Raw genomic sequence first — 22,351 nt, 5'->3', positions numbered from 1 at the left:
GTCAGGTCCCGCGCGTCCACTGCTGGTTGGTGCCTGAGTTGCACGTGTACGTGATGAGCGCGGCGCCGTTGGCGGTGGACGCGCCGTTCACGTCCAGGCACTCGCCGGTCGCGCGGGACTTGACGTTCACGTACGAGCCGGTGGTGGTCAGCGACCACTGCTGGCTCGTCGCGGAGGCGTTGCAGTTCTCCTGCGTCACCGTGCTCGCGTTCTCCTGCACGCACAGCGAGCTGTTCCTGACCATCAGCTGGTAGGAGCCGCCGCCGACGGACTTGAACCAGTACTTCTGGTTGGCGCCGCCGTTGCAGTCGTACTGCTTGAGCTGCGCGCCCGCCCACAGCGACTGGCTGGTCACGTCCGCGCACTTGGAAGAGTGACGGGCGATCAGGGTGTTGTACGTGGCGCTCGTGCCGGAGACGGTCCCGGCGGCCGTGTCGACGGTGACCTCCGGCGACCAGGACATGGACATCGTGGTGGAGTTGGAGAAGGTCAGCGGCAGCCAGACGTACCGCGAGTCGTTGACGGTCCCACCGAAGGAGTTGCCCCAGCGGTCGCCCAGGTAGAGGTACGAGGTGCCGGAACCGCCCTGTACCGGAAGGACGTAGGCGGTCTGCGAGCCGAACGTCGTCGAGTCGCCGATGTTCTTCATGGCCGACCAGGGCCCGCCGATGCTGGTGGCCGTGGCGTACTGCTGCTGGTTGGGGTTCCAGCCCGTGGCGCCCGAGGTCAGCATGAAGTACACGCCGTTGCGCTTGAACAGCGCCGGTGCCTCGCGGTGGCCGCCGGGCCAGGGGTTGGCGACCAGGCTCGCGATGCCGGTGTAGTCGGTGGTGAGGCGGTAGATCTGGAGGTCGTAGTTCTCGCGGGCGGCGGAGATCATGTACCCGGCGCCGTCGGTGTCGACGAAGACCGTGATGTCACGGGACATGTGCTGGCCGAGCGGGCGGAAGCTGCCCTTCCAGGTGTAGTTGCCGTCCACGGTGTCGGAGACGGCGACAGCGGCGCGGGCCTCGCTGTAATCCGTGCCGTTCTCCTTGTGCATCCACATCACGAACTTGCCGGTGGACGCGTTGTACATGACCTTCGGCCGCTCGATGTTGGCGGTCGCCAGCTCCGGGTCGCTGGCCTCGGTCAGGACGTGGTTGCGGAACTCCCAGTTCTTCAGGTCGGTCGAGCGGTAGGCGTCGACGTACCGGAAGGTGTTGTCGGCGTTGCGGTGCTCGCCGAACCAGTAGTAGTACGAGCCGACCTTGAGGACCCCGCCGCCGTGCGCGTGGACCGGGTTGCCGGAGGTGTCCTTGAACTGGGTGCCGTTGGTGATGGTCTGGGGCGCGGCCTGGGCGGGGCCGGCGGTGGCGAGGGCGCCGGCCAGCGCCAGGCACAGGGCGAGGAGGAGCGCGTACGCACGTCTCATCTCAGCCACCCGTCTTCACGGTGTCGGCGACCGGGATGCCGAAGTCCGGGGTGCCGTCCGGCTTCCAGCCGAGCTTCTGGATGCGGGTGTGGCGGTTGGGGTCGTTCAGCGGGTCGCCGTTGATCTCCTTGTACTGGCGGGCGTGGTAGACGAGCACGTCGGTGCGGCCGTCCTCGGCGACGGTGAAGCAGTTGTGGCCGGGGCCGTACTGCTTGGTGGTGTCGTTGCTGGTGAAGACCGGCGTCGGCGACTTGGTCCAGCTGATGGGGTCCAGCAGGTGGCTGTCGGCGTCCGCGGTCAGCAGGCCCATGCAGTAGTTGAAGTCGGTGGCGCTGGCCGAGTACGTCATGAAGAGGCGGCCGTTGCGCTTGATGACGTACGGGCCCTCGTTGACCTTGAAGCCGATGCACTCCCAGTCGTATTCGGGGGTGGAGAGCCGCACCTGCGGGCCCTTCAAGGTCCAGGGGTTCGCCATCTCGGACAGGAAGATGCCGGTGTTGTTGTCCAGTCCGGGCTCGTGCTGCGCCCAGGCGAGGTAGCGCTTGCCGCGGTGGGTGAAGGTGGTCGCGTCCAGGGAGAAGGTCTCCCAGGCCGTCTTCACCTGGCCCTTCTCCACCCAGGTGCCCTTGAACGGGTTGGGATGGGCGTTCTCCAGCACCCATATGCGGATCGCCCACACGTCCTCGGCGGGCGCAGAGGCGAAGTAGATGTACCACTTGCCGCCGATGCGGTGCAGTTCCGGCGCCCAGATGTGGGCGCCCATGTCGCCCGTGGGATGCGCGCGCCAGATCACGGACTCGTCGGCCGTGCCCAGGCCGTTCAGGGTGCGGGAGCGGCGCAGGATGATGCGGTCGTACTCGGGTGCGGTGGCGGTGAAGTAGTAGAAGCCGTCCTTGTGCCGGTTGATGTGCGGGTCGGCCCGGTTGCGGACGAGCGGGTTCACGAAGGGAGCCGGCTTCGGGGGCCTGGCCGGGGCGGCGGCCTGGGCCACACCCGGGACGGCGGGGACGGCGGCCAGGGCACCGGCGGCTGCGGCGCCCTTCAGCAGCAGTCTGCGGCTGGGGGGTTCGGGCAGAGCGTGGTCGCGGTCGCGGCTCATGCGGTGGGGCCTGCCTCTCACTGGGGACACACGGCGTTGTCTGATGCGCTGTCTGATACTCGCCTGATACGTCGTCTGATATTTCGAACGCCATTTGTAATTACGAACGCCGAAAAGGTAAGGGTGCGCCACGAGGAGGTCAACGGGTCTGACGGGACGAAGAGAACCGGGTGCGGGAAGAGGGGCAACCTTTCCGGCCCCGGCGGCGACTGGTGGGTCGAAAGCGTGCATCCCCTTGAACCACGTAAGGACGCAACCGTGGCATCCCATTCCCGCCGCCGCCCCCTCCGCGAGCGGCGCACGGCCCTCGTCCTCGCCGTCGCCGTGGCGGCGGTGGGGGTCCTGCTGTCCCTGGTGATGGCGCTCCGCCCCGACGACGAGCCGAACGCCGTGCGAGCCGCTGCCGGGCCCGCCGCCGGCAACCAGTCGAGTGCCCCGGCCGCGACACCGGGACAGAAGGCCAAACCGAGCCCGAAGCAGAAGCCGAAGCCGAAGCCGAAGCCGTCCAAGGCATCCCCGACACCGACCGCGACCGCCCCGTCGGCGCGCCCCTCGCCCACCGGCGCCCCGAGGCCCGCACCGCGGCCGGCGTCCGGCACGGCATCGCTGGCGGGCCGTATCCAGCCCCAGGTCACCTACAAGGGGGTCGCCACCCACTACGACGCCGCGGACGGCAACGGCGCCTGCCTGTACGGCCCGAGCCCCGACCTCATGGTCGCGGCGATGAACCACACCGACTACGAGACGTCCAAGGCGTGCGGTGCGCACATCCTCGTCCGCGCGGCGAACGGCGCCTCCGTCACGGTCCGGATCACCAACGAATGCCCGCTGCCCTGCGCCCCCGGACAGATCGACCTCAGCAAAGAGGCCTTCGCCAAGCTCGCCGGCCTCTCCGCCGGCCGGATCCCGATCACCTGGAGCCTGCTGAGCCCCAGCACCTCCGACACCGTCTCGATCCGCTACAAGACCGGCTCCAGCCGCCACTGGTGCGGCATCCAGGCACTCGGCCACCGCAACCCGCTGGCCCGGCTGGAGGTGAAGACCGGCAGCGGATGGAGCCGGCTGACCCGTACCGAGTACAACTACTTCCTCTCCCCCGACGGCACGGGCTGCGGCGGCGCCCTGAGGCTCACCGACATCTACGGCGAACAGCTCACCGTCGACGGCATCACGATCCGCCCGGACGCCGTACAGCCGACGCGTGTGCAGTTCGCCCGGCACTGAGCGGTGGAACGGCAACCGGTGATTTTCTGTTATCGGCCGCCCACCCGCCGCGTCTCCTCTCCCGTGCGCAGTCTCACCCACACCACAGCAGCGGCCGCCGGTGTCCTCGCGGCGGTCGCCTCCCTGCTCGCCGCTCCCCCGGCGGTGGCCGCCGGTCCCCGGGACGTCACCGCCGACGTGCTGGCCGACCGGGACGTGACGCTCGGCGGTGACACGGTCGTCACCGTGCCGCCCGGGACGACGACATACGACGGCGTGTTCCGCGGCGAGGGCACGCTCACGGTGCGCGGCAGCGGGACCCTGGTCCTCACCAAGGACAGCGACTTCACGCTCCCGGAGTCCCAGCGGCGGCAGCGGGTGCGGACGCTGGGCGGGAACCACCCGTACGTCACCGTCGCCGACCCCGACCCGCCGGCGGTCACGGTGGAACGCGGCGCCACGCTCCAGTACGGCGACGGCGGCACGACGGGACTGATCGGCCGCTTCCCGTACGACACCCCGGCGTTCCGCCTCAACCAGGACAACATCCGGGTCGACGGCACCCTGCGGCTGTCGCTGACGAGCGCGTACAACCTGGGCACCATCAGCGGCTCCGGGCTGATCACCCAGCCGAGGTTCCTGTGGGGCACCTGGGACGTGTCGGGCACCCACTCCTTCTCCGGAGTGATCGACAACGGTACCCAGCTGAACGCGGGCCGCCCGGAGTACGCGACCTCGCTCCCCAACGTCCGCAAGGTCCTCAACCAGGGCACCTGGACCGTCGACACGCCGCTCGGCCGGACCGTCACGATGGGCATGGACTTCTACCAGCGCGAGTACGGCAGCGACATCAACGTCCAGTCGCGGCCCGGCAGCAAGGTGATCCTCACCGGCCAGTACAGCTGGTCGGACCAGGGCGGCGACAGGGACCCGTCGCTCAGCGACCCGGCCCTCAACTGGACGCCCGCCCGCAAGAACGTCAACAAGCGCGGCACCAACATCAAGGGCGCGAACGTCCAGTGGGGCGACGGCACCACGAACCGGATCTTCATGCCGGGCACCGCCGAGACGGTCTACATCAACCTCCTGGCCGCCCGCTCCCGTTCCCGCCTCACCTTCGACTACGACGGCCCGGTGACGCTCGGCGCCCCCATCGGCGGCGGCGTGTTCCACGACACCCTCGCGGCCCCCGGCGCCGGCGACATCGTCATCGCCGGAACCCCCGGCAACGACGTGACCTTCGCGGCCGTCCAGTACTACGACGGCTCGACGACGGTGGAGAAGGGGGCGGTGCTGCGCCTGGGCAGCGGGAAGCGCGGCGGGGACGGCGGGCTGTTCACGGCAGGCGCCCGCTACCGGGTCGTCAACGACGGCTCACTCGTCCTGCGCAACACCAAGCGGCCTCTCACCCTCTCCCGCATCGGCGGCAGCGGCTCGCTCACCCAGTCGGGAGTCGCCACGACGACACTGACGGGTCCCTCCGTCACGTACACCGGGACGACCACCGTCTCCAAGGGCACGCTGGCCCTGCGAAAGGGCGCCACGCTCACTCGCAGCAAGGCCATACGGCTCACGGCGGCCGGGGCGCGGCTGGACACGGGCCCGGCGGGTCTGCGCGTCGCGACCACGCTCACCGGCAAGGGCACGGTCGCGGGAGCGGTGACGAACGACGGTGCCGTGACGACCGGCCTCACCGTGAACGGCGCCTACACGCAGAGCTCCAAGGGCACCCTGATCCTGCGCGGCAAGCCGCTGAAGGTGACGGGGACGGTACGCCTGGCCGGGGACCTCGACGTCTCGGCCCTCGGGGACCGGGGCCGGCCGGTTCGCGAGGTCACCGTCCTCGACCACAAGGGCGACGGCAGGATCTCGGGAACGTTCAAGGGGCTGCGGCAAGGCGCCCGCCTGAAGCTCGGCGACACCACCTACCGCATCGACTACCGGGCGGGAGACGGGAACGACGTCGCCCTGACCGCGAAGACCGCCCCGAGTCCCTCCCCGACCGCGCCCGAGGCGTCCGCGTCCGGCGCCGTGGCGCCCCGGAGCGCCGGCGCGGCGGAGGACGTCGGCTTCGGCTGGTGGCCGTACGCCCTCGGGCTGGCCCTCGTCGTCAGCCTCGCCGTACCGATGGCGGCGCGACGCGGCCGGGGCCGGGGCCGGCGACGCGGCGGCCGGCACGCGGGCCGCGCGCGGCAGTGAGGGCAGGCCGGTTCCCGTTCAGGTCGTCAGGCGGTGAGGATCTTCATCAGGTGTGTGTCGGTCACCGCTTGCCTGGTGGGGGCTGCTTATTGGGTCGCGTGGGTGAGCCAGCGGTGCAGTGCCGTGTGGACATGGTCGGGCAGGGTGCTGAGGTGGTCGATGGCCTCGCGGTCGCCGGGCATGGGGGCGACGCCGGCGGTGGTCAGTGCCGCGTGGAGTTCCAGACGGTGCACATCCCGCGCGGGGAGGGTGAGGTTGACGCGCTGGGCGGGGTTGGGCGGCGGCAGCAGGAAGTCGTCGTGTGCCCAGGACGGCCGGCCAGGCGTGGCGGTGGTGGTGTGGGCCATGGACAGGCTCCTCTCAACGCTTGGGTTGTCTTGTGGAGGGGGACTTCGCGTGAGGGGAAGCCGGTTGCGGCCGGCGTGAGGATCCACCCGGATGCAGCAGAGCGGCTTGGAATGCTGCTATGACCTGGTGAACTGCTGGCCGACGGGCGGCGGCTCGCTGCGGCTCACAGCTCGGACGCGCCCCACGCCGTGACGACCGCTTCGTCGCCGACGGACACCGTGCCGGGCCGCAGCACGGCGAACTTCGCGCCGAAGGCGACGCCGCCCTCGGACGCCCGCCGGTAGCCGGCGAGGGTGCGCAGCGGTTCCGGGCCCGTCCTGGCCCCGGATTCCTGCTCGACCAGGGTGACGGCGCAGCGGATGGCGAGCTTGGCGTAGCCCAGTTCGGTGTCGCCGATGCGGATGCGGCGGGCGCGGTCCTCGGCGTGCGGTCCGGCCCAGCCGTCGCGTTCATGTCCGTCCCAGCCGTCGATGACGATGTTGGGGCGGAAGCGGTTCATGGGCAGCGAATCTGTGCCGTGTTCGGTCAGTTTCCGGTTGAGGAGTTCGAGGGTGGCGCGCGAGACGACCTGCAGGGCGCAGCTGTCGGCGTAGCCGGAGGTGCCCGGCGTCATGCCGTCGGTCACCCGGTCGTGTTCCGGCGGTACGCGCACGAGCCGGCTCCGGGCGCGGAGCACCTCCGAGAGCCAGTCGGCTGCCGTGTCGCCCTGGTCGATGCCCTGGTAGGGCGTTCCGAACAGGTCGACCTTCCGCCGGGCGCCGGTGGTGTCCACGTGCAGGTGCAGGGCCTCGGTCCGCGGCGCGGTGAGCGTGAGGCGCTCGCCGTCGGCGGTGATGGCCGGCCGGATGACGGCCAGCCGGGGATCCCGGCGCTGGGTCCGGTACACGCCTTCGTCGCTGACGACCATGAAGCTGCGGTCGTGCGCCAGTCCGGCGGGTGTCAGGGGCGCCTGGGTCGCCGAGGTCCCGGCGCAGCCCTTGACCGGGTAGTACGACAACTCGACGACGCGGGCCATGCTCTTCCCTTCTCCCGGCGGTGAGCCTCGCGCGTCCGCGTCAGCGGCCGCTCGGCGCCTCCGGGAAACCGAGCTGGGGAGCCAGCAGCCGGGCCTCGGCCGCCCAGTCGGCGAGGAAGGCGAGGGTCAGGCCGCGTTCGCGGTAGCGGAGTCCGGCGTGGACGGCACCCTGGCCGCCGTAGGTCGGCTGCTCGTCGTCCGCCCGGGCGAGCATCAGCGCGGTGAGCCAGTCGTACTTCACGGCGGAGGCGCACACTCCGAGCCGTACGAGCCGTTCGTCGCCGCGCCAGCCGCTCTCGCGCAGGCCCTGCACGTACGCGTCGTACGCCGCCTTCGCCAGACCGGGGAGGTCGGCGGCCGGGACGAACAGGTCGAAGACGGAGTCGGGGAGGTAGTTGCCGAGGTCCTCGCCGAGCGCGCCGTCCCCGGCGAACGCCCAGTCGAACAGGACACTGTCGCGGCCGTCGGAGCGGACGTTGGCCGGCCACTGGTCGAGATGGCAGAAGGCCCGCGGCAGGGACTCCATGACCGTGAGGAACCACTCGCGGTCGTGGTGGAGGCGGACCATGTCCTCGCGCAGGCCCGCCGGGAAGTGCTCCCGGACCAAGGGGTGTCGCCATGCCTCGTCGTCGTCGAGCAGCTCCTGGCCCGTCGTCTTGCATGCTGTGTAGTCGCGCAGGAAGCGCTGCGACAGCCACGGCCGGTCCTCCCCCGCACCCACCGCGCCCTGCGCGGCCCCCAGCCGGTGCGCGTGCTCGACGTGCCGGGAGAGCGGCCAGGCCGTCGCCGGTTCGCCCGGCACGTCCTCCAGCCACAACGCCACGTCACCGTCGGCGCGTTCGACGCAGGCCAGCAGCCGGGGCGCGCGGATGCCGTGCCGCTGCCAGGCCTGGGCGAGCCCCGACTGGTAGACGTACGCCTCCCGGCGCCAGAAGTTCCAGTGCCGGGGGTCGTTGGAGGCGGCCCACGTGGCGCTGGTCTCCTTCGTCCGCGTCAGCACCTTCAGGACGGCCGACCGGCCGCCGCCCGTGACGCGCCACACGCCCGCGGTGACGCCGTTCAACGGGTTGTGCGTGAGAGGTACGAGGGTCGTCCCTCCGGGGGCTGCGGAATCGAAGATCTCGCGAAACTCGGCTTCCGCCACAGCGACTTCAGGCATCCCGCAAGCTTACGGCGAGGTCCGTCCCGGACCGGCAGGAGGACACATGGAGCCCGCTCCGCTCGGCGAGTCGGACGACAGCTCGTTCCTGCTGTGGGACTAGGGCCTGTCGTTTGGATCACACCGCAGACGCGGGGTCTGGCACGCGCATCTGCCGCGTTGTCGTCGGTTGCCGACTCCCCCACGCTCGGCTTCGCTCGCGCGGGTGGTGCCCCCATCGCGTCGACGCCCTCCTCCGCCTTGCAGCTGCACGCACCAGACCCCGCTCACCGGCGCTGAACAGCACCGTCGATTTCCTGCGGCCTGATCCAAACGACAGACCCTAGGCGGACGCCTCCCGCCGCCCCCGGAGCCACACGTACACCGGGATCCCGGCGAACAGGAACAGCACGCCCTGGTAGACGGCGGCGTATCCGGCGCCCGCGATCAGCCAGAACGAGAAGCCGAAGGAGAGGGCGGCGACGATCAGGTCTCGGACCAGGCCCGCGGGGCGGACGCGTTCGCGGGTGCCGCGGGCCAGCCAGTACAGCTGGGCGGCGGCCGACAGCAGGTACGGCACGCAGCCGGTGAACGTGGTGATCAGGACGAGGACGCGGAAGGTGGTGTCCGGGCCCGCCGTGTAGTTGAGGGCGATGAGGAGCGTGCCGAGGACCGCGCAGGCCCAGACGCCGAAGCCGGGGACGCCGCCCTTGCCGACCCGGGCGAAGGGCGCGGGGAAGAGACCGTCGCGGGCGGCGGCGTACGGCATCTGCGCGGCCATGAGGATCCAGCCGTTGAGGCAGCCGGTGATCGAGACGACGGCGACCAGGGCGATCGCGGTGCCGCCCCAGGAACTGCCGGTGAGGGCGTTCACCGCGTCGGCGAACGGGGCGCCAGAGTCCACGAGTTCGCTGTGCGGGACGAGGCCGAAGACGGCGACCGTGCCGAGGATGTAGACCAGGGCCGAGGCCAGCGTGCCGAGGACGCTCGCCCGGGCGACCGTGCGCCCGGGGTCGCGGACCTCGCCCGCGCTGACCGCGGCCGACTCCACCCCGAGGAAGCTGTACAGCAGCAGCGCGGCGGAGGCGGCCAGTGCGCCGGAGACGCTCTGGCCGGAGGCGTTGAACGGGCCGAAGTTGTCCGTGTCGACGAAGAACAGGCCGATGGTCGCCAGCAGGAGCAGGGGTACGAACTTCAGGACCGTGGAGACGACCTGCACGGTGCCCACCCACCGCGTGCCCGCGAAGTTCGCCGCGGCGGGCAGCCAGAGAGCGGCCATGGCGACGGCCGCCTGGAGGGCGTGGTTGCCGTGCAGGGGTATCAGGACGTCGACGTAGCCGACGACCGCGACGGCCAGGGCGGCGATGCTGACCCAGCACATCGTCCAGTACGACCAGGCCGACAGGAACCCGGCGAACTCGCCGAAGGCGTCCCGCGGGTAGATGTACAGCCCGCCCGTGACCGGGCTGCGCCGCGCCAGCCTGCCGAAGAGCAGGGCGAGGGCGACCGCGCCGACCGAGAGCACGACGAAGGCGAGCAGGCTGATCGTGCCGTAGGGGGCGACGGTGGCGGGCAGGGCGAAGATGCCGCCGCCGATGATGTTGCCCATGACGAGGGCCGTGGCGGCGGCGAGGCCGAAGGTGCGGCGGGGAGCGGGCGCCGGGGCCGGCTCGACCGGTTCGGCGGCCTCGGCGGGGCTGGGGACGGTCATGGGGGTTCCTGACGAGCGGAGAGGGGGAGGCCGTGATCGTAACCCCTCGTCCCACATGTTGGGCGACCTGTTCATGTACTGGACACATTCGGCTGGGGTCCGCCGCCATGTCTCGACTACGGTCGTTCCCATGACCAGCACCCTCACCCTCGCCGAAGCCCTCGCCGCCGGGACGGTCGTCCTCGACGGCGGCATGTCCAACCAGCTCGAGTCGGCCGGGCACGACCTGAGCGACGAGCTGTGGTCGGCGCGGCTGCTCGCGCAGCAGCCGGAGGCGATCACCGAGGCGCACCTCGCCTACTTCCGGGCGGGCGCGGACGTGGCGATCACGGCCAGCTACCAGGCCACGTTCGAGGGCTTCGCCAAGCGCGGGATCGACCACGACCGGGCGGCCGGACTCATGGCCCTCAGCGTCGAGTTGGCCCGGGACGCGGCACGGCTCGCGCACGTCTCCCGCCCCCTGTGGGTGGCGGCCTCGGCCGGCCCGTACGGGGCGATGCTCGCGGACGGTTCCGAGTACCGGGGACGCTACGGCCTCACGGTCGACGAACTGGAGCGCTTCCACCGCCCCCGCCTGGAGGCGCTGGCCGCGGCCCGCCCCGACGTCCTCGCCCTGGAGACGGTCCCCGACGCCGACGAGGCCACCGCCCTGCTGCGCGCGGTGCGCGGGCTCGGGGTGCCGGCCTGGCTGACGTACTCCGTCGCCGGCGGCCGCACGCGCGCCGGGCAGCCGCTGGAGGAGGCCTTCGCCCTGGCCGCCGACGCGGACGAGGTGATCGCGGTCGGCGTGAACTGCTGCGCGCCCGAGGACGCGGACACCGCCGCCGCGATCGCGGCCCGGGTCACCGGCAAGCCGGTCGTCGTCTACCCCAACAGCGGCGAGACCTGGGACGCCGACGCCCGCGCCTGGACCGGCCGCTCCACCTTCACCGCCGACCAGGTGAAGGGCTGGCAGCAGTCCGGCGCCCGCCTGATCGGCGGCTGCTGCCGGGTGGGCCCGGAGGCGATCTCGGACATCGCCGGGTTCAGCGGCTGACGCGGGTTCAGGCGGGTTCGGCGAGAAGGGCGATCACGGCGTTGAGGACCATTCCGATGCCGATCCCGCCGACGGTCCAGCCGAGCGCCTTGGCGCTGTTGCGGGTGAACCAGTCGTTGATCCGCTGGAGCACTGGCTCAGCCCGGTCGTGCGCGGCGATCCGGACGGTACCGAGGAGTACCGCCGGGAGGATCATCACGATGCAGTAGCCGGCCAGCGCCCCGCCGATGGCCTGCCAGGTCAGATCGGCGTTCGCGAGTAAGCCCACGGCCGCCAGGTAGGGCACCATCGTGACGATCTCCAGCGCCGTGGCCACCAACGCGAGGCTCATCAGGCCGCGCACGCCTCCGCCCCGCACGTCCCGGCCGTCCGGACCTTCACTGTCCGGCACGGCACCCGACATCGCCGCCGTCCGCCAGCGTTGAAGCCGGCCCGGTTTGCCTGCCCGGCTGCGGGCGCGGGCCTCCAGCCGGTAGCTCAAGGCGATGACGATCAGACCGAGGACGAGCTGCCCGATCCGCAGGTGCGTCGGGGCGACGTCGGCGAAGGCCGCCCGGACGGCCTCCAGCACCGCATCGGCCCCGACCACCAGGAGAACGCCGACGCAGAGGTAGAACGTCGCGACCGTAGCCAGGTAGACGGCGATCCGGCCGGCGCGTACCCGCCCCGGGGTGAGCAACAGCCAGATCGGGATCAGCAGGGTGCCGAAGCTGGTGCTGTCCAGCAGCCCCAGCCCGGCCAGCGCCAGCGCCAGCGTCGCGCTCATCAGCCGAACAGCCGCTCGATGTAGGCGTCCAGCGCGGCGCTGATGCGGGACGCGCCGAACCCGTCTCCGGTCGCCGCGTGGTGCAGGCACAGCCCGTCCACGAAGGCGACCAGTGCCGCCGCCTCGGCCTCGGTGTCGACGTCGGCGGCGAGTTCGCCGGCCCGTTGCGCGCCCCGCAGCGCCTCCTCGACGCCCCGCAGGAGCCGCACGGTAGCGTCGCGGTGGGTCGCAGCCATGTCGGCGTCGGTCAGCGACGCCTGGACGAAGCTGAGCCAGACCCGGAGTTCGGCGCGCCGCTCGGCCGTCAGCGGCAGGAACGTCTCCATCAGCCGCACGACGAACTCACGGACCGGCGGCTCGACCGGGATGGCGGCGATGCGCTCCTCGGCGCGCCGGTAGACATACTCGATGCCGAACCTCAGGAGCTCGTCCTTCGAGCGGAAATAGCGCTGGACGAGTCCCACGGACACGCCCGCCGTCCGAGCCACGTCAGCGAGCGTGGTCCGCGCCAGTCCCTGTTCGGCGACCACGCTCATCAGCGCGGAGGCGACCTGGCCGCGTCTCGTGTCAGCGTCGGCATGTTGAGGCATAGAAAAATAATACCGCACTATTATTTGTCCCGCCGCGACTACCGGACCCAAACGCCGAGGGGCCTCTCAGCGCAGTCGGCGCACCCGCAGCACCAGGTCGTCGGTGTGGTGCGCGCCGGCCCCACCGTCGGGTGCCACGCGTGGCCGTTGTTCGTTCACCTCTACCTCCCAGTCGTCGTCGAGTGCGTCGACGACCATCGAGGGCCAGACGTAGTCAGCCGGATCAAAGCCGCTCTCGTCCGGCTGCCGGGTGTCCACCCCCGCGTGGTGTACGACCAGCAGCACGCCGCCGGGCGCGACGGCCGCGAGCAGCGCTCGCTCGGCCGCGGCGTCGGGGGTGCGCAGCAAGGCCGGGTACTGCGCGGAGACCAGGTCGAAGGAGGCCGGCGGGAGCGCCGCCTCGGTGAGTGCGGCGTGTACCCAGTGAACGGCGACGCCGGCGTCCCGCGCGTGCCCGGCCGCCCGCTCCAGGGCCACGCCCGAGACCTCGAGCGCGGTCACGTCCCAGCCGCGGCGCGCGAGCCAGACGGCATCCGCGCCCTCGCCGCAGCCGACGTCGAGTACCCGCCCGGGTGTGAGCCCGGCGACCTCTGCCACGAGCGCACCGTTGGGCCGGCCGCTCCACAACTGTTGTCGGTCGGCGTACCGGTTGTCCCACTCCGCCCGCACCGCGGGGTCTCCCACGTATCCGTCGGCGGACGAGGGGCTTTGGGACGCGGGCGATCCCGCTGCGATGTCGTCGGTCATGTGCCCACCGTCGCCCCGCCGGATCCGGGTCCGCCACTCCTGTTGCCGGTCCGGCAAACCGGCCCCCGCCCACGGCCCACTTCCAGGAACGGCTCGGCACCCGACTCCGACACCGGTCCGCGCACACCACTCCTCCCCCTCCCCTCCCCACTGCTAGCCTCCGTCCAGGGAACCGGTTGCCATGGCGTTGCCGCAGTTCCCGAGGGGTGGGTGCGGACCGGCGCCCGGAGAGACGAGGCAGTCATGACGAGGAAGAGCGGGGACGCGAGCCGCAGCACCATCCGGGACGTGGCGGCCCGCGCGGGGGTCTCGGCGTCGACGGTGTCCCGGGTGCTCGGCGGCGTGTACCCGGTGAGCGCGGCGACGCGCGGGCGTGTGATGCGGGCGGTCCGTGAGCTGGACTACGTGGCGGACGCGCGGGCGAAGGCGGTCGCGGGCGTCGGCACGCCCACGCTCGCGTTCGTGCTGGAGGACATCACGGGCCCGTCGTTCGCGCACATGGCACACGGCGTCGAGCGCGAGGCGACCCGCCTCGGCCACCTCTGCCTGGTGTGCAGCACGGAGGGCGACGTCCGGCACGAGCTGGAGTTCGTCGAGATGATGCGCGCCCAGCGCGCCGCCGCCGTGATCCTGGTCGGAGGCACCGCCGACACCCCTGAGTACCGCGAACGCACCCACCGCATGGCCGACTCCCTCGCCTCGGCCGGTTCCCGCCTGGTCCTGTGCGGCAGGCCGCCGCTGGACCCCGGCGCCCCGGTGGCCGTCATCGAGTACGACAACGAGGGCGGCGCCTACACCCTGGTCGCCCACGTCCTCGCCCAGGGCCACCGCCGGGTGCTGTTCCTCGGCGGCCGGACGGACCACACCACGGCCCTGGGCCGCGAACGCGGCTATCTCGCCGCCCACCGGGCCCGGGGCCTGACCCCCGACCCGGCCCTCCTCCTGCACGGCGACTTCACCCGGGACGCGGGCCATCGCTTGATGCAGCAAGCCCTCAAGGACGGCCTCGACTTCACGGCCGTCGTGGCCGCCACCGACATGGTCGCGGCGGGCGCCCTCACCGCCCTGCACGAGGCGGGCCTGACCGTCCCCGGCGACGTCTCCCTCGCCGGCTACGACGACATCCCCTTCGCCCGCGACCTGCACCCCGCCCTGACGACGGTCCACGTCCCCTACGAGGAACTCGGCCGCCTCGCCGTCCGCACGGCCCTCGAACACACGCCGGGTGCTCCGGACGAACACCTGCTGCTGGGCACGCACGTGGTGGTGCGGGACTCGGTGGGGCCGCCCCCGGCCCGCTAGTGATCTCAGGGGCGAGCGACCGGCTCCTGCAGCTCGGTCACCGAGTGATCACCGCAGTTGGGGCAGGAGAGCGTCACCTCGCGGGCGGGGCCGACCGACGTGTAGCCATGGGCGTCGATCCAGCGGGCGAGCGCCTGCACGCTGGGGATGACCTGCTCCATCGGGCCGTCATGTACCAGCGTCGCGACCTCCGCCGCCGGCAGGTCGACCACCGCGAAGTCCTGCGAAGGATCTGGTACGGCGTCGACAGGGATGGCCGCGTGCACCGTCACCGGTTGAGCAGCATGCGCACTGGCGGCGGTGGCGTAAGAGTGCGCCCGGTTTCGCGGAGCAGTGCCGTCAGCTGACCGAGGCCCGGCAGGCAAACGAGTGGCTGGGCTCGGGGAACGCGGACGTGCAGCAGCAGGCACTGAAGGACTTCGCCAAGGCCAAGAACGCCAGGTTCACGTCCGGGTTCGGTGAGCCGACCTGGCACAGGAAGTACCGGCACGAGGGCTTTAGGGTCATCGGCGCCGGCCGCGTGCCGGAGTACAACGCTGACGGGTCGCCGAAGCTGAACGCGAAGACCGGCAAGCAGGTCATGGGCCGGTCGGTCGTCGTGCACAGGCTCAACCGGCGGTGGGCTCAGGTCAAAGTGCCCGGCTGCGGCTGGGTCCGGTTCCGTCTCAGCGCCAAGGGCAAGGGTGCGAAGCTGCCCGAGGCGAAGACGTTCCGGGTCACCTTCCGCAACGGGCAGTGGCACATCGCGTTCGCAGTCGTCCCTGAGCCGACCCCGGCGCCCGGCACGGGCGAGGTGATCGGCATCGACCGGGTGTCACGATCACCGCTGCCCTCTCGGACGGCCGGAAGCTGAACTGCCCACAGCTCACCGTCAAGGAACGCGCCCAGGTCCGAAAGCATGAGCGGCGGGCGGCCAGAGCGAGGAAGGACAGCCCCCAGAAGGCGGCCGAGTACGCGAAGGCCGCCAGGCTCAGGGCGCGGGAGGCGAACCGGCGCAAGGACTGGTGCGAGAAGACCAGCACCATGCTCGCTCGCTCTTATGGCCTTGTCCGGTTCGAGAAGCTGAACATCCAGAACATGACCCGCTCCGCGAAGGGAACCGTGGAGCAGCCCGGCACGAACGTGGCGCAGAAGTCCGGCCTGAACCGGTCGATCCTCGCCCAGGGCTGGGGCCTGCTCCGGCAGCGCACCGAGCACAAAGCCCCCGGCCGGGTCGAAGACGTTCCCGCCCCCTACACCAGCCTGCGGTGCAGCGCCTGCGGATGGATCGAGAAGAAGTCACGCAAGAGCCAAGCTGACTTCGAGTGCGTATCCTGCGGCTTCACCTGCAACGCGGACAACAACGCAGCAACCAACGTCGCGGCAGGACAGGGCGGGATCCCCCGCCCCCGGTGCTCAGCCGGTGCCGGAGGGGCGACAGCGGCCACCAGCCGTTCGAGCGCCCGTGAACCTCAACCCAACTGGGTTGGAATCCCCCTCTTTTAGGAGGGGGAGGATGTCAACTTACCATCACCCCCGCCACCTGGACCGCCTTCCTGTCGGCACTGGCTCCTCAAGAGTGACGGCGGCGGCGTCGGTCGCCCAAAGGGCGAGTTCGCGGTCCCGGGGCCCGCACGCCGTGTAGGCCACGCCGTTCTCGGCGTCCGGTGCGCGGTCTCCGAAGACCCGCACCGGGTGGGCCGCGTCCCAGCGTTGCCAGCCCGGGTCGCCGTCCCTGGCGAAGCGCACCCAGGCGCCGTGCATCGCGTCGGCCAGTTCCTGCGGGGCGCCTTCCCCGGCCAGTTTGCGGGACTCCGGGACCTCCCCCGTGTCGAAGACGAAGCCGAGCTCCAGCGCGTGGCAGGAGCCCAGGTCGGGGAGGTTCGAGGGCCAGGCGAACTCGTAGACGTACGAGGGTTCCGTACGGGCGTCGGCCAGGTGGTGCAGAGGGACGCGGAGGAGATGGTCGGTGACCATCTGGCCGACGATGTCCGCCGTGCGCGCCTCGGGGTGCAGGGCGCGGTAGCCGCGCGGGACCTCGCTGCCGCAGTGACAGCGGGCCATGGCTCCCGCGAAGGCGACGGCTCCGAGGCGGTCGACGCGGTCCAGGAGGCCGCCCGGGACCAGCCACAGCCGGTACTCGTCGCGGGTCCAGCCCATCATCAGCTCGACGCCGGGGGCGGCGCCGCCCTCGGTGAGGGCCTCCAGGGGGTCGCGCGGGACGGTGTCGCCGTCGATGACGAGGCCGAAGGCGGGGCCGCCGACCACCGGACTGCTGAGCTTGCCCACCTCGGCCTGGGTGTGCAGGAGCAGTTCGCGGTCGACGGCGGCGAAGGCCTCGGCGGTGGCGGGGATCTTCAGCCGGGTGGCCATACGGCGCACCATCCGCCGTACCTTGGCCCGCTCGGACGCCTCGGGCGGCCCGCTCTGGAGGACCGCCCGCCGGACCAGCCCCTGTGTCTGCGGGGCGGCGATGAGGGCGCCGGCGCTGATCGCCCCGGCGGACTGGCCGCAGAGGGTGATGCGGCCGGGGTCGCCGCCGAAGGCCTCGATGGCCTCGTGCACCCAGGTCAGGGCGGCGATCTGGTCGCGCAGGCCCGGGTTCGGGGGCGTGTCCGGGAACAGGCCGTAGCCCTCCACGCCCAGTCGGTAGTTGATCGAGACGCACACCACGCCGTCGCGGGCGAAGGCATGGCCGTCGTAGACGGGGACCGCGGACGAGCCCCTGGTCAAGGCGCCGCCGTGCAGCCAGACGAGGACGGGGAGCCGGGCTCCGGGGTCCGGCTGCGGGGTCCAGATGTTGAGGTTGAGGCAGTCGTCGCCCGGCACGACCGGGTCGGACAGGTAGTGCGCGAAGGCCTCGGAGTACGGGGGTTTCGGCGGGGTGGGGCCGAAGGCGCCGGCGTCGTGGACGCCGTCCCAGGGCGGGAGGGGCACGGGCGGGCGGAAGCGGCGGGGTCCGAACGGGGGCGCCGCGTACGGGATGCCGCGGAAGACCGCGACTCCCCGCTCGTATCTGCCGCGTACGGCCCCGTACGGGCTCCTGACCACGGGATCCGTCTGGTCTGCCGTCATCTGCCCACCAGCCCTTCGCCGCGCTCGTGCACCGGTGCTACCAGAGCACCACATGGTCCACCGGTATTCCGGTGCACGAATCGGCTTGACGGCTATTTGGCGTACATCAGCGTGCCGAACCCGAGCTGGTCGAAGCCGCCGCTGGTGGTGCCGTAGTCACCTCCCCCGCCCTCGGGGGCGACGGAGAAGCACATCTGGGCGATGTACTTGTCGTCGAGGAGCAGGCGCCGGCCGTAGTGGTAGTGGAGCATCGCCCACACCGGGCGGACCTGGCCGCGGGATCCGGAGCCGATCACGGTCTGTGACTGCTGGGCGCAGTTCTGACCGCTGCCCCAGGTGTAGGTGGTGTAGGGCACGTTCATGTTCAGGTTGTACTTGGCGACGTACTGGGCGGCCTTCATGAAGCGGCGGCCGTCGTAGGAGTACAGGTCTTCGCCCTGGTTCCAGGCCATCTCGCAGAGGGCGCCCATCTGGCCCATGCCCATGACGGTGTGGCCTTGGTCGCGGCCGGACTCCTGCCACTGGCCGAGGTCGTAGCCCTCGACGCCCGGGTAGAGGAACGGCACCGCGCGCCGGATCTGGCCGTTGCCACCGCCGTTCTTGAAGTAGTTCACGGCCTGGTCGTACTTGGCGCCGTCGTCGCACAGGATCCCGATGGCCATGATCGAGGCCATGTTGCACAGGTCCCAGTTGGCCCAGTAGTTGGTGATGCAGGCGTCGTTGTGGCCGGTGAGGAACTGGTTGTTGAGCGGGTAGAAGACGTTGAGCATCATCGTCTTGAACCGGTTGAGGTCGAACCCGGCGTATCCGCGCATGAGTTCGGCGACGTTCGCGAACTGCCAGCCGTAGAGGCCGGCGGCCAGGAACCGGTCGGCGTTTCCGGTGATGCTGGTGAGTGTGGACGACCAGGCGTTGAGGGTGCGCACGGCGCAGTCGGCGTTCGCGGCGGTGCCGCCGACGTGCCAGCGCAGCGCGTTCTGGTAGGCGGCGTGGATGTCGTTGTAGAGCTGGGGGTAGTTCTGGCCGTCGCCGCCGCGGATGATCGTGGCGGTGGGGCGGGGCGTCCAGGTGGACGCCGAGTGGGAGTTGGCGGTCAGTCTGCGCCAGCCGGAGGCCCAGGGGTCGTCGCCCGCGGCGACCCTGACCTTGGCGCGGTTGATGTCGCCGGCGTTGTGCAGCATGCCGGGGTGGGTGAAGGTCGCCGAGGCCGCGTCCGCCGTGGTGGCGGTGGCGGTGGCGGTGGCGCCGAGGGCGAGGGCCGCGGTGAGGCCGCCGGCGGTCTTGAGCAGACCGCGGCGGCTCACCTGGCCGCCCTCGTCGTGCGTGTGGGGGGACGTGCGGCTCATGTGGGGTTCTCCGATCCGTGGAGGACTACATGGGGGTGATGCTCACCTCGTCGAACTCGGTGGTGCTGTGGGTCAGAGGGCTGCGGGAGCAGACCACGAGGCCCACGTAGTAGGGGGCGTCACCGAAGCCGGGGATGTCTCCCTCGGCGAGGGGGGTCCAGGTGGCGCCGTCGTCGGACGAGACGGATGCGGTGAAGTGCGTCCCGGTGCGCTTCAGCCGCAGCAGGCAGGGGGCGGTGACCGCCGCGTTGCCCGTGAAGGTGGATCGCGCGGCGACGGTCGTGCGCAGCATCAGCTGGGCGCTCGTGCCGCCGGTGACGATCGTCCCGGCCGCCTGGTCGAACGGCGACAGGGACTTGGCCATGAGCAGGCCGACCCGATCGCCGGTGGCTCCGGCGCGGGAGTGCAGGCGGGCGGTGACCTCGCAGTCGCCGGTGACGGGCCGTCGTACGAACTGGCCGGTCATGCCCTGGTTGTTGACCGTGAGGTCGGTCCCGGCGCCCCGCACCACGAAGGTCCCGTCCTGGTGGGCGGTGCTGCCGGGGGTGCGGACGGCGACCACGCCGAGGGTGCCGTAGGCACGGTCGTCGAGGACGACATCGCCCAGGTCGCCGTAGGTCCAGGGCGCGGGCTGCGGGGTGCCGACCGTGAGGGTGAGGGTGCCGGTGGCGTCTCCGGCCGCGTTGCCCGCCGTGGTGGTGACCTCGAACTCGCCCGTCCGCGTGGGTGTTCCGGAGATCAGGCCGGTGCGCCGGTCGACGCGCAGGCCGTCGGGCAGTCCGTCCGCGGAGAACCTGATCGGTTCGTGCGAGGCGCGCAGGACGTGCTTGAAGGGCACGCCCTTGTTGGCGAACGCCGTGGTGGAGGAAGTGAGTTGCGGTGTGGAGGGAGTCGGCATCGTCGACGTTGCCGACTCCGACAGGGGGCCGCGTCCGGCGCTGTTGGTCTTGGCGACGGCGTAGTGGTACGTCGTGCCGGGTGTGCCGGTGGCGTCGGCGTACCGGATCCGGGTGCCGAAGCCGACCGCGCCGACGCCGGTGGCGATCGTCTCGTAGGGGCCGTCGGCCGCGGCGGCGCGCAGCACCTTGTAGCGGGCGGAGAGGTCCGGGTCGGTCCAGGCCAGCTCGACCGCGTCGGCGCCCGCGGTGGCCCGCAGGTCGCCGGCGGCGGTGGCCGGGCGGGGCACGGACCAGACCTCGCCGGCGGTCCGGGAGACGACGCTGACGTTGTCGAAGGCTCCGGTGCCGGTCTCGGCGTACGACTCGTCGACGCCGAGGCAGGACGTGAGGGTGAGACCGACGTACGCGGTGCCGCCCAACTCGACGTCGCTGGACCCGACTTCGGTCCAGCGGATGCCGTCCGGGGAGATGGCGCCGGTGCAGCGGTCGCCCCGGCGGGTCACGCGGACCCAGTACGGCATGCGCATCCGGTAGCCGTCGCCCGCGCCCTCGACGTACGGAGCCTGAAGCGGGGTCGCCGACTCGGGCAGCGTGCCGAAGGAGGAGATCGGGAAGCCGGCGCTCGTGGTGATCGCCTGCTGCTGGGACGGTGGCACGGGTGTGCTGCCCGTGCCCTTGATCCCGGCCCCCGCCTCGGGCCGTACGGACCACACGCCGCTCCAGGTGTGCAGCGGCAGGCCCTGGATCAGCATGGCGGCGTGCGCCGCGTCCGCGTCCAGGCCGGCCCGTACGGTGACGCCGATCTTGGAGTACTGCGAGCTGAGCGGATACACGATCCGTGCGGTGATCGTGCCGTCGCCGCGCAGCGGCAGGTATGCCAGGCGGTGGGTGTCGGCGGTGCCGGACGCCTCCAGCACGAACCGCTCGCCGTCGAAGACGGCCGAGCCGGGGATCCTGACGTCCCCGACGTCCCGCGTCTCCCAGGGGTCGGGCAGCCCGGGGACGGCCGCCGCCCAGACCGAATGGACGCTGGCGCCCCGGGAGTTGGTGGCGGTGATCCGGTAGTAGGAGGGCTTGCCCGCGCGGGGGTCACGGTCGGTGTAGGCGGGCTTGTCGAGGCCGGTCGCGATCGTCTCGTACGGTCCGTCGGCACTGGTGGCGCGCAGGACCGTGTACGACTCGGCCCACACCGACGGCACCCAGGTCACGGTGACGGACTTGTCGCCGCCCACCGCCGTGACACCGGCCGGAGCCGTGGGCCCGGCCGGGGACGGGGCCTTCGTCCCCGCGAAGGTGAGGGTGCCCCAGCTCGGCAGGTCGTCGTTGCTGCCCTCGACGACGCGGGCACCGCCCGTGCCGCGGAAGACGGCCGCCTTGGTGTAGGGGGTGTCGAGGCCCCGGACTCCGGCGTAGTGGGCGTAGGCCATCTCGTAGATGGGGGGCAGGTTTCCGCGCCCGACGGCGGAGACGGACTTCTTGACGTACTTGCCGGTGCGGTCCAGGTCGGGGACGAAGGGCACGTCGCCGCCGAGGTTGTAGCGGGCGGCGTACTCGACGTTCTTCAGCAGCCGGTTGTCGTCGAAGGCGTACAGGTCGACGCCTTGGTTCCAGGCGACCTGCGCGGCGTCCGCGAGCAGGCCGACGGCGAGCTGCTCGTGGCCCTGGTCGCGGCCGGACTCCTGGCCCTGTCCCGCGTCCGTGACGATGCGGTGCGGGACACTGCCGTTGCCCGCGCCGGCGGCGGCGAAGCGCAGCGCGTCCTCGAAGAGGGCGGGCTCCTCGCAGAACACGCCGATGGCCAGGATCGACTGGACGGACGTCAGGTCCCAGTTGCCGTTGGCGTAGAGCATGTAACCGGAGATCGCCGGATACCAGACGCGCAGGAAGGACTCCTCGCAGCGCGCGATGTCCTCCTTCGCCCAGCCGTCGTAGCCGCTGTGCCGCAGCAGTTCGGCGGCGTTGACGAACTTGAAGACCTGGAGCCCGGCGCCGAGCGGGCCGTCGGCGCCGGTGACGGCCGTCAGGGACGCCGACCAGGCGTTGAGGATGTCGCGGGACTTGTCGGCGTAGGCACGCTCGCCCGTGACGCACCACATCAGCGCGGTCTGGTAGGCGGCGGCCGAGTCGGCGACGGCCTGGTTCTGGAAGTTGGTGGGGCCGCGGCCCCAGGAGGTGATCTGGCCGGTGTTCTGGATGGCGTAGGTGGCCTTCGAGCGCGCGTGGGCCGCGAGCGCGAGATAGCCGTCGTAGACAGGGGATTCCTTGGCGGCGACCGCGGCCTTCATACGGGCCAGGTCGTCGGCGCTGTGCAGCAGCCCGGGGTGCGTGAAGGCGCGGAGCCCGGTGGTGCCGTCCTGGGCGGCGGCCCGGGCGGTGCCGGACGCGAGCAGACCGCTCGCGCCCGAGACCAGCAGCAGGGCGGCCGCGCCGCCGAGGAAGCCCCGGCGGCTCGGTGCGGGGGTGCTCATGGGAGTGCTTCTCACG

19 protein-coding genes are annotated in these 22,351 nt (G+C 71.6%); 6 read left to right on the top strand and 13 right to left on the bottom strand.

All coding sequences use genetic code 11. From position 1 onward, the window contains the following. Position 1: 1 nt before the first annotated feature. The gene (locus QC385_RS13685; protein ID WP_279541570.1) at positions 2-1,414 is read right to left on the bottom strand and encodes an RICIN domain-containing protein; all 1,413 of its coding nucleotides are present in this window, start codon (positions 1,412-1,414) and stop codon (positions 2-4) included. A 1-nt stretch (position 1,415) separates the two neighbouring features. Further along, the gene (locus QC385_RS13680; RefSeq protein ID WP_279541569.1) at positions 1,416-2,513 is read right to left on the bottom strand and encodes a glycoside hydrolase family 43 protein; all 1,098 of its coding nucleotides are present in this window, start codon (positions 2,511-2,513) and stop codon (positions 1,416-1,418) included. 258 nt (positions 2,514-2,771) lie between these two features. On the opposite strand from QC385_RS13680, the gene QC385_RS13675 reads away from it, so the two are divergent. Together QC385_RS13675 and QC385_RS13670 are read left to right on the top strand one after the other, a co-directional pair. Beyond that, entirely contained in the window at positions 2,772-3,737 is a 966-nt protein-coding gene (locus tag QC385_RS13675; RefSeq protein ID WP_279541568.1) for an expansin EXLX1 family cellulose-binding protein, read from the top strand. Between the two features lie 63 nt (positions 3,738-3,800). Then, positions 3,801-5,915, top strand: coding sequence for an autotransporter (locus tag QC385_RS13670; protein WP_279541567.1), 2,115 nt, complete (start codon positions 3,801-3,803; stop codon positions 5,913-5,915). An 86-nt stretch (positions 5,916-6,001) separates the two neighbouring features. On the opposite strand, the gene QC385_RS13665 is transcribed toward QC385_RS13670, so the two are convergent. From QC385_RS13665 to QC385_RS13650, 4 genes are all read right to left on the bottom strand, one after another. After that, positions 6,002-6,262 carry a hypothetical protein gene (locus tag QC385_RS13665; RefSeq protein ID WP_279541566.1) on the bottom strand — a complete coding sequence of 87 codons (261 nt, stop codon included), beginning with the start codon at positions 6,260-6,262 and terminating at the stop codon, positions 6,002-6,004. A 164-nt stretch (positions 6,263-6,426) separates the two neighbouring features. Continuing rightward, the gene (locus QC385_RS13660; RefSeq protein WP_279541565.1) at positions 6,427-7,278 is read right to left on the bottom strand and encodes an MOSC domain-containing protein; all 852 of its coding nucleotides are present in this window, start codon (positions 7,276-7,278) and stop codon (positions 6,427-6,429) included. 40 nt (positions 7,279-7,318) lie between these two features. Next, positions 7,319-8,437 (bottom strand): aminoglycoside phosphotransferase, encoded by a 1,119-nt coding sequence (locus QC385_RS13655; RefSeq protein ID WP_279541564.1) that lies wholly within the window; start codon positions 8,435-8,437, stop codon positions 7,319-7,321. 322 nt (positions 8,438-8,759) lie between these two features. After that, a complete protein-coding gene (locus QC385_RS13650) occupies positions 8,760-10,127 on the bottom strand; it encodes an amino acid permease (RefSeq protein WP_279541563.1) in 1,368 nt (455 codons plus the stop codon). Positions 10,128-10,257: 130 nt separating this feature from the next. Here QC385_RS13650 and mmuM point away from each other — a divergent pair, with 130 nt between their 5' ends. Next, a complete protein-coding gene (mmuM, locus tag QC385_RS13645) occupies positions 10,258-11,163 on the top strand; it encodes a homocysteine S-methyltransferase (RefSeq protein ID WP_279541562.1) in 906 nt (301 codons plus the stop codon). 7 nt (positions 11,164-11,170) lie between these two features. Here mmuM and QC385_RS13640 read toward each other — a convergent pair whose 3' ends face one another. From QC385_RS13640 to QC385_RS13630, 3 genes are all read right to left on the bottom strand, one after another. After that, the gene (locus tag QC385_RS13640; protein WP_279541561.1) at positions 11,171-11,929 is read right to left on the bottom strand and encodes a GAP family protein; all 759 of its coding nucleotides are present in this window, start codon (positions 11,927-11,929) and stop codon (positions 11,171-11,173) included. Then, positions 11,929-12,519: a TetR/AcrR family transcriptional regulator gene (locus QC385_RS13635; protein WP_279541560.1), complete on the bottom strand. Its 591-nt coding sequence runs from the start codon at positions 12,517-12,519 to the stop codon at positions 11,929-11,931. The genes QC385_RS13640 and QC385_RS13635 overlap by 1 nt, the downstream gene beginning before the upstream one ends. A 66-nt stretch (positions 12,520-12,585) precedes the next feature. Then, positions 12,586-13,266: a class I SAM-dependent methyltransferase gene (locus QC385_RS13630; RefSeq protein WP_279541559.1), complete on the bottom strand. Its 681-nt coding sequence runs from the start codon at positions 13,264-13,266 to the stop codon at positions 12,586-12,588. Between the two features lie 243 nt (positions 13,267-13,509). Between QC385_RS13630 and QC385_RS13625 the strand changes: the two genes are divergently transcribed. Beyond that, the gene (locus tag QC385_RS13625) at positions 13,510-14,568 is read left to right on the top strand and encodes a LacI family DNA-binding transcriptional regulator (RefSeq protein ID WP_279541558.1); all 1,059 of its coding nucleotides are present in this window, start codon (positions 13,510-13,512) and stop codon (positions 14,566-14,568) included. A gap of 5 nt (positions 14,569-14,573) precedes the next feature. On the opposite strand, the gene QC385_RS13620 is transcribed toward QC385_RS13625, so the two are convergent. After that, positions 14,574-14,840: a GyrI-like domain-containing protein gene (locus QC385_RS13620; RefSeq protein WP_279541557.1), complete on the bottom strand. Its 267-nt coding sequence runs from the start codon at positions 14,838-14,840 to the stop codon at positions 14,574-14,576. A 122-nt stretch (positions 14,841-14,962) separates the two neighbouring features. Here QC385_RS13620 and QC385_RS13615 point away from each other — a divergent pair, with 122 nt between their 5' ends. Both QC385_RS13615 and QC385_RS13610 read left to right on the top strand, forming a co-directional pair. After that, positions 14,963-15,421: a hypothetical protein gene (locus QC385_RS13615; RefSeq protein WP_279541556.1), complete on the top strand. Its 459-nt coding sequence runs from the start codon at positions 14,963-14,965 to the stop codon at positions 15,419-15,421. Then, the gene (locus QC385_RS13610; protein ID WP_336621285.1) at positions 15,388-16,053 is read left to right on the top strand and encodes an RNA-guided endonuclease InsQ/TnpB family protein; all 666 of its coding nucleotides are present in this window, start codon (positions 15,388-15,390) and stop codon (positions 16,051-16,053) included. Before QC385_RS13615 ends, QC385_RS13610 begins: the two co-directional genes overlap by 34 nt. A gap of 24 nt (positions 16,054-16,077) precedes the next feature. On the opposite strand, the gene QC385_RS13605 is transcribed toward QC385_RS13610, so the two are convergent. The 3 genes from QC385_RS13605 to QC385_RS13595 all read right to left on the bottom strand — a co-directional run bounded on the left by QC385_RS13605 (position 16,078) and on the right by QC385_RS13595 (position 22,335). After that, positions 16,078-17,622, bottom strand: a complete 1,545-nt coding sequence (locus tag QC385_RS13605) for a carboxylesterase/lipase family protein (protein ID WP_279541555.1) — start codon at positions 17,620-17,622, stop codon at positions 16,078-16,080. Between the two features lie 92 nt (positions 17,623-17,714). Then, positions 17,715-18,968 carry an alginate lyase family protein gene (locus QC385_RS13600; RefSeq protein ID WP_279541554.1) on the bottom strand — a complete coding sequence of 418 codons (1,254 nt, stop codon included), beginning with the start codon at positions 18,966-18,968 and terminating at the stop codon, positions 17,715-17,717. 25 nt (positions 18,969-18,993) lie between these two features. Beyond that, positions 18,994-22,335 carry an alginate lyase family protein gene (locus tag QC385_RS13595; protein ID WP_279541553.1) on the bottom strand — a complete coding sequence of 1,114 codons (3,342 nt, stop codon included), beginning with the start codon at positions 22,333-22,335 and terminating at the stop codon, positions 18,994-18,996. Between the last annotated feature and the right edge of the window lie 16 nt (positions 22,336-22,351).

The organism is Streptomyces sp. DH10, assembly GCF_029813805.1.
GTDB classification, from domain to species: Bacteria; Actinomycetota; Actinomycetes; order Streptomycetales; family Streptomycetaceae; genus Streptomyces; species Streptomyces coeruleofuscus.
The sequence above is the reverse complement of the archived record's forward strand: the minus strand, read 5'-3'. Positions and strand labels throughout refer to the sequence as shown.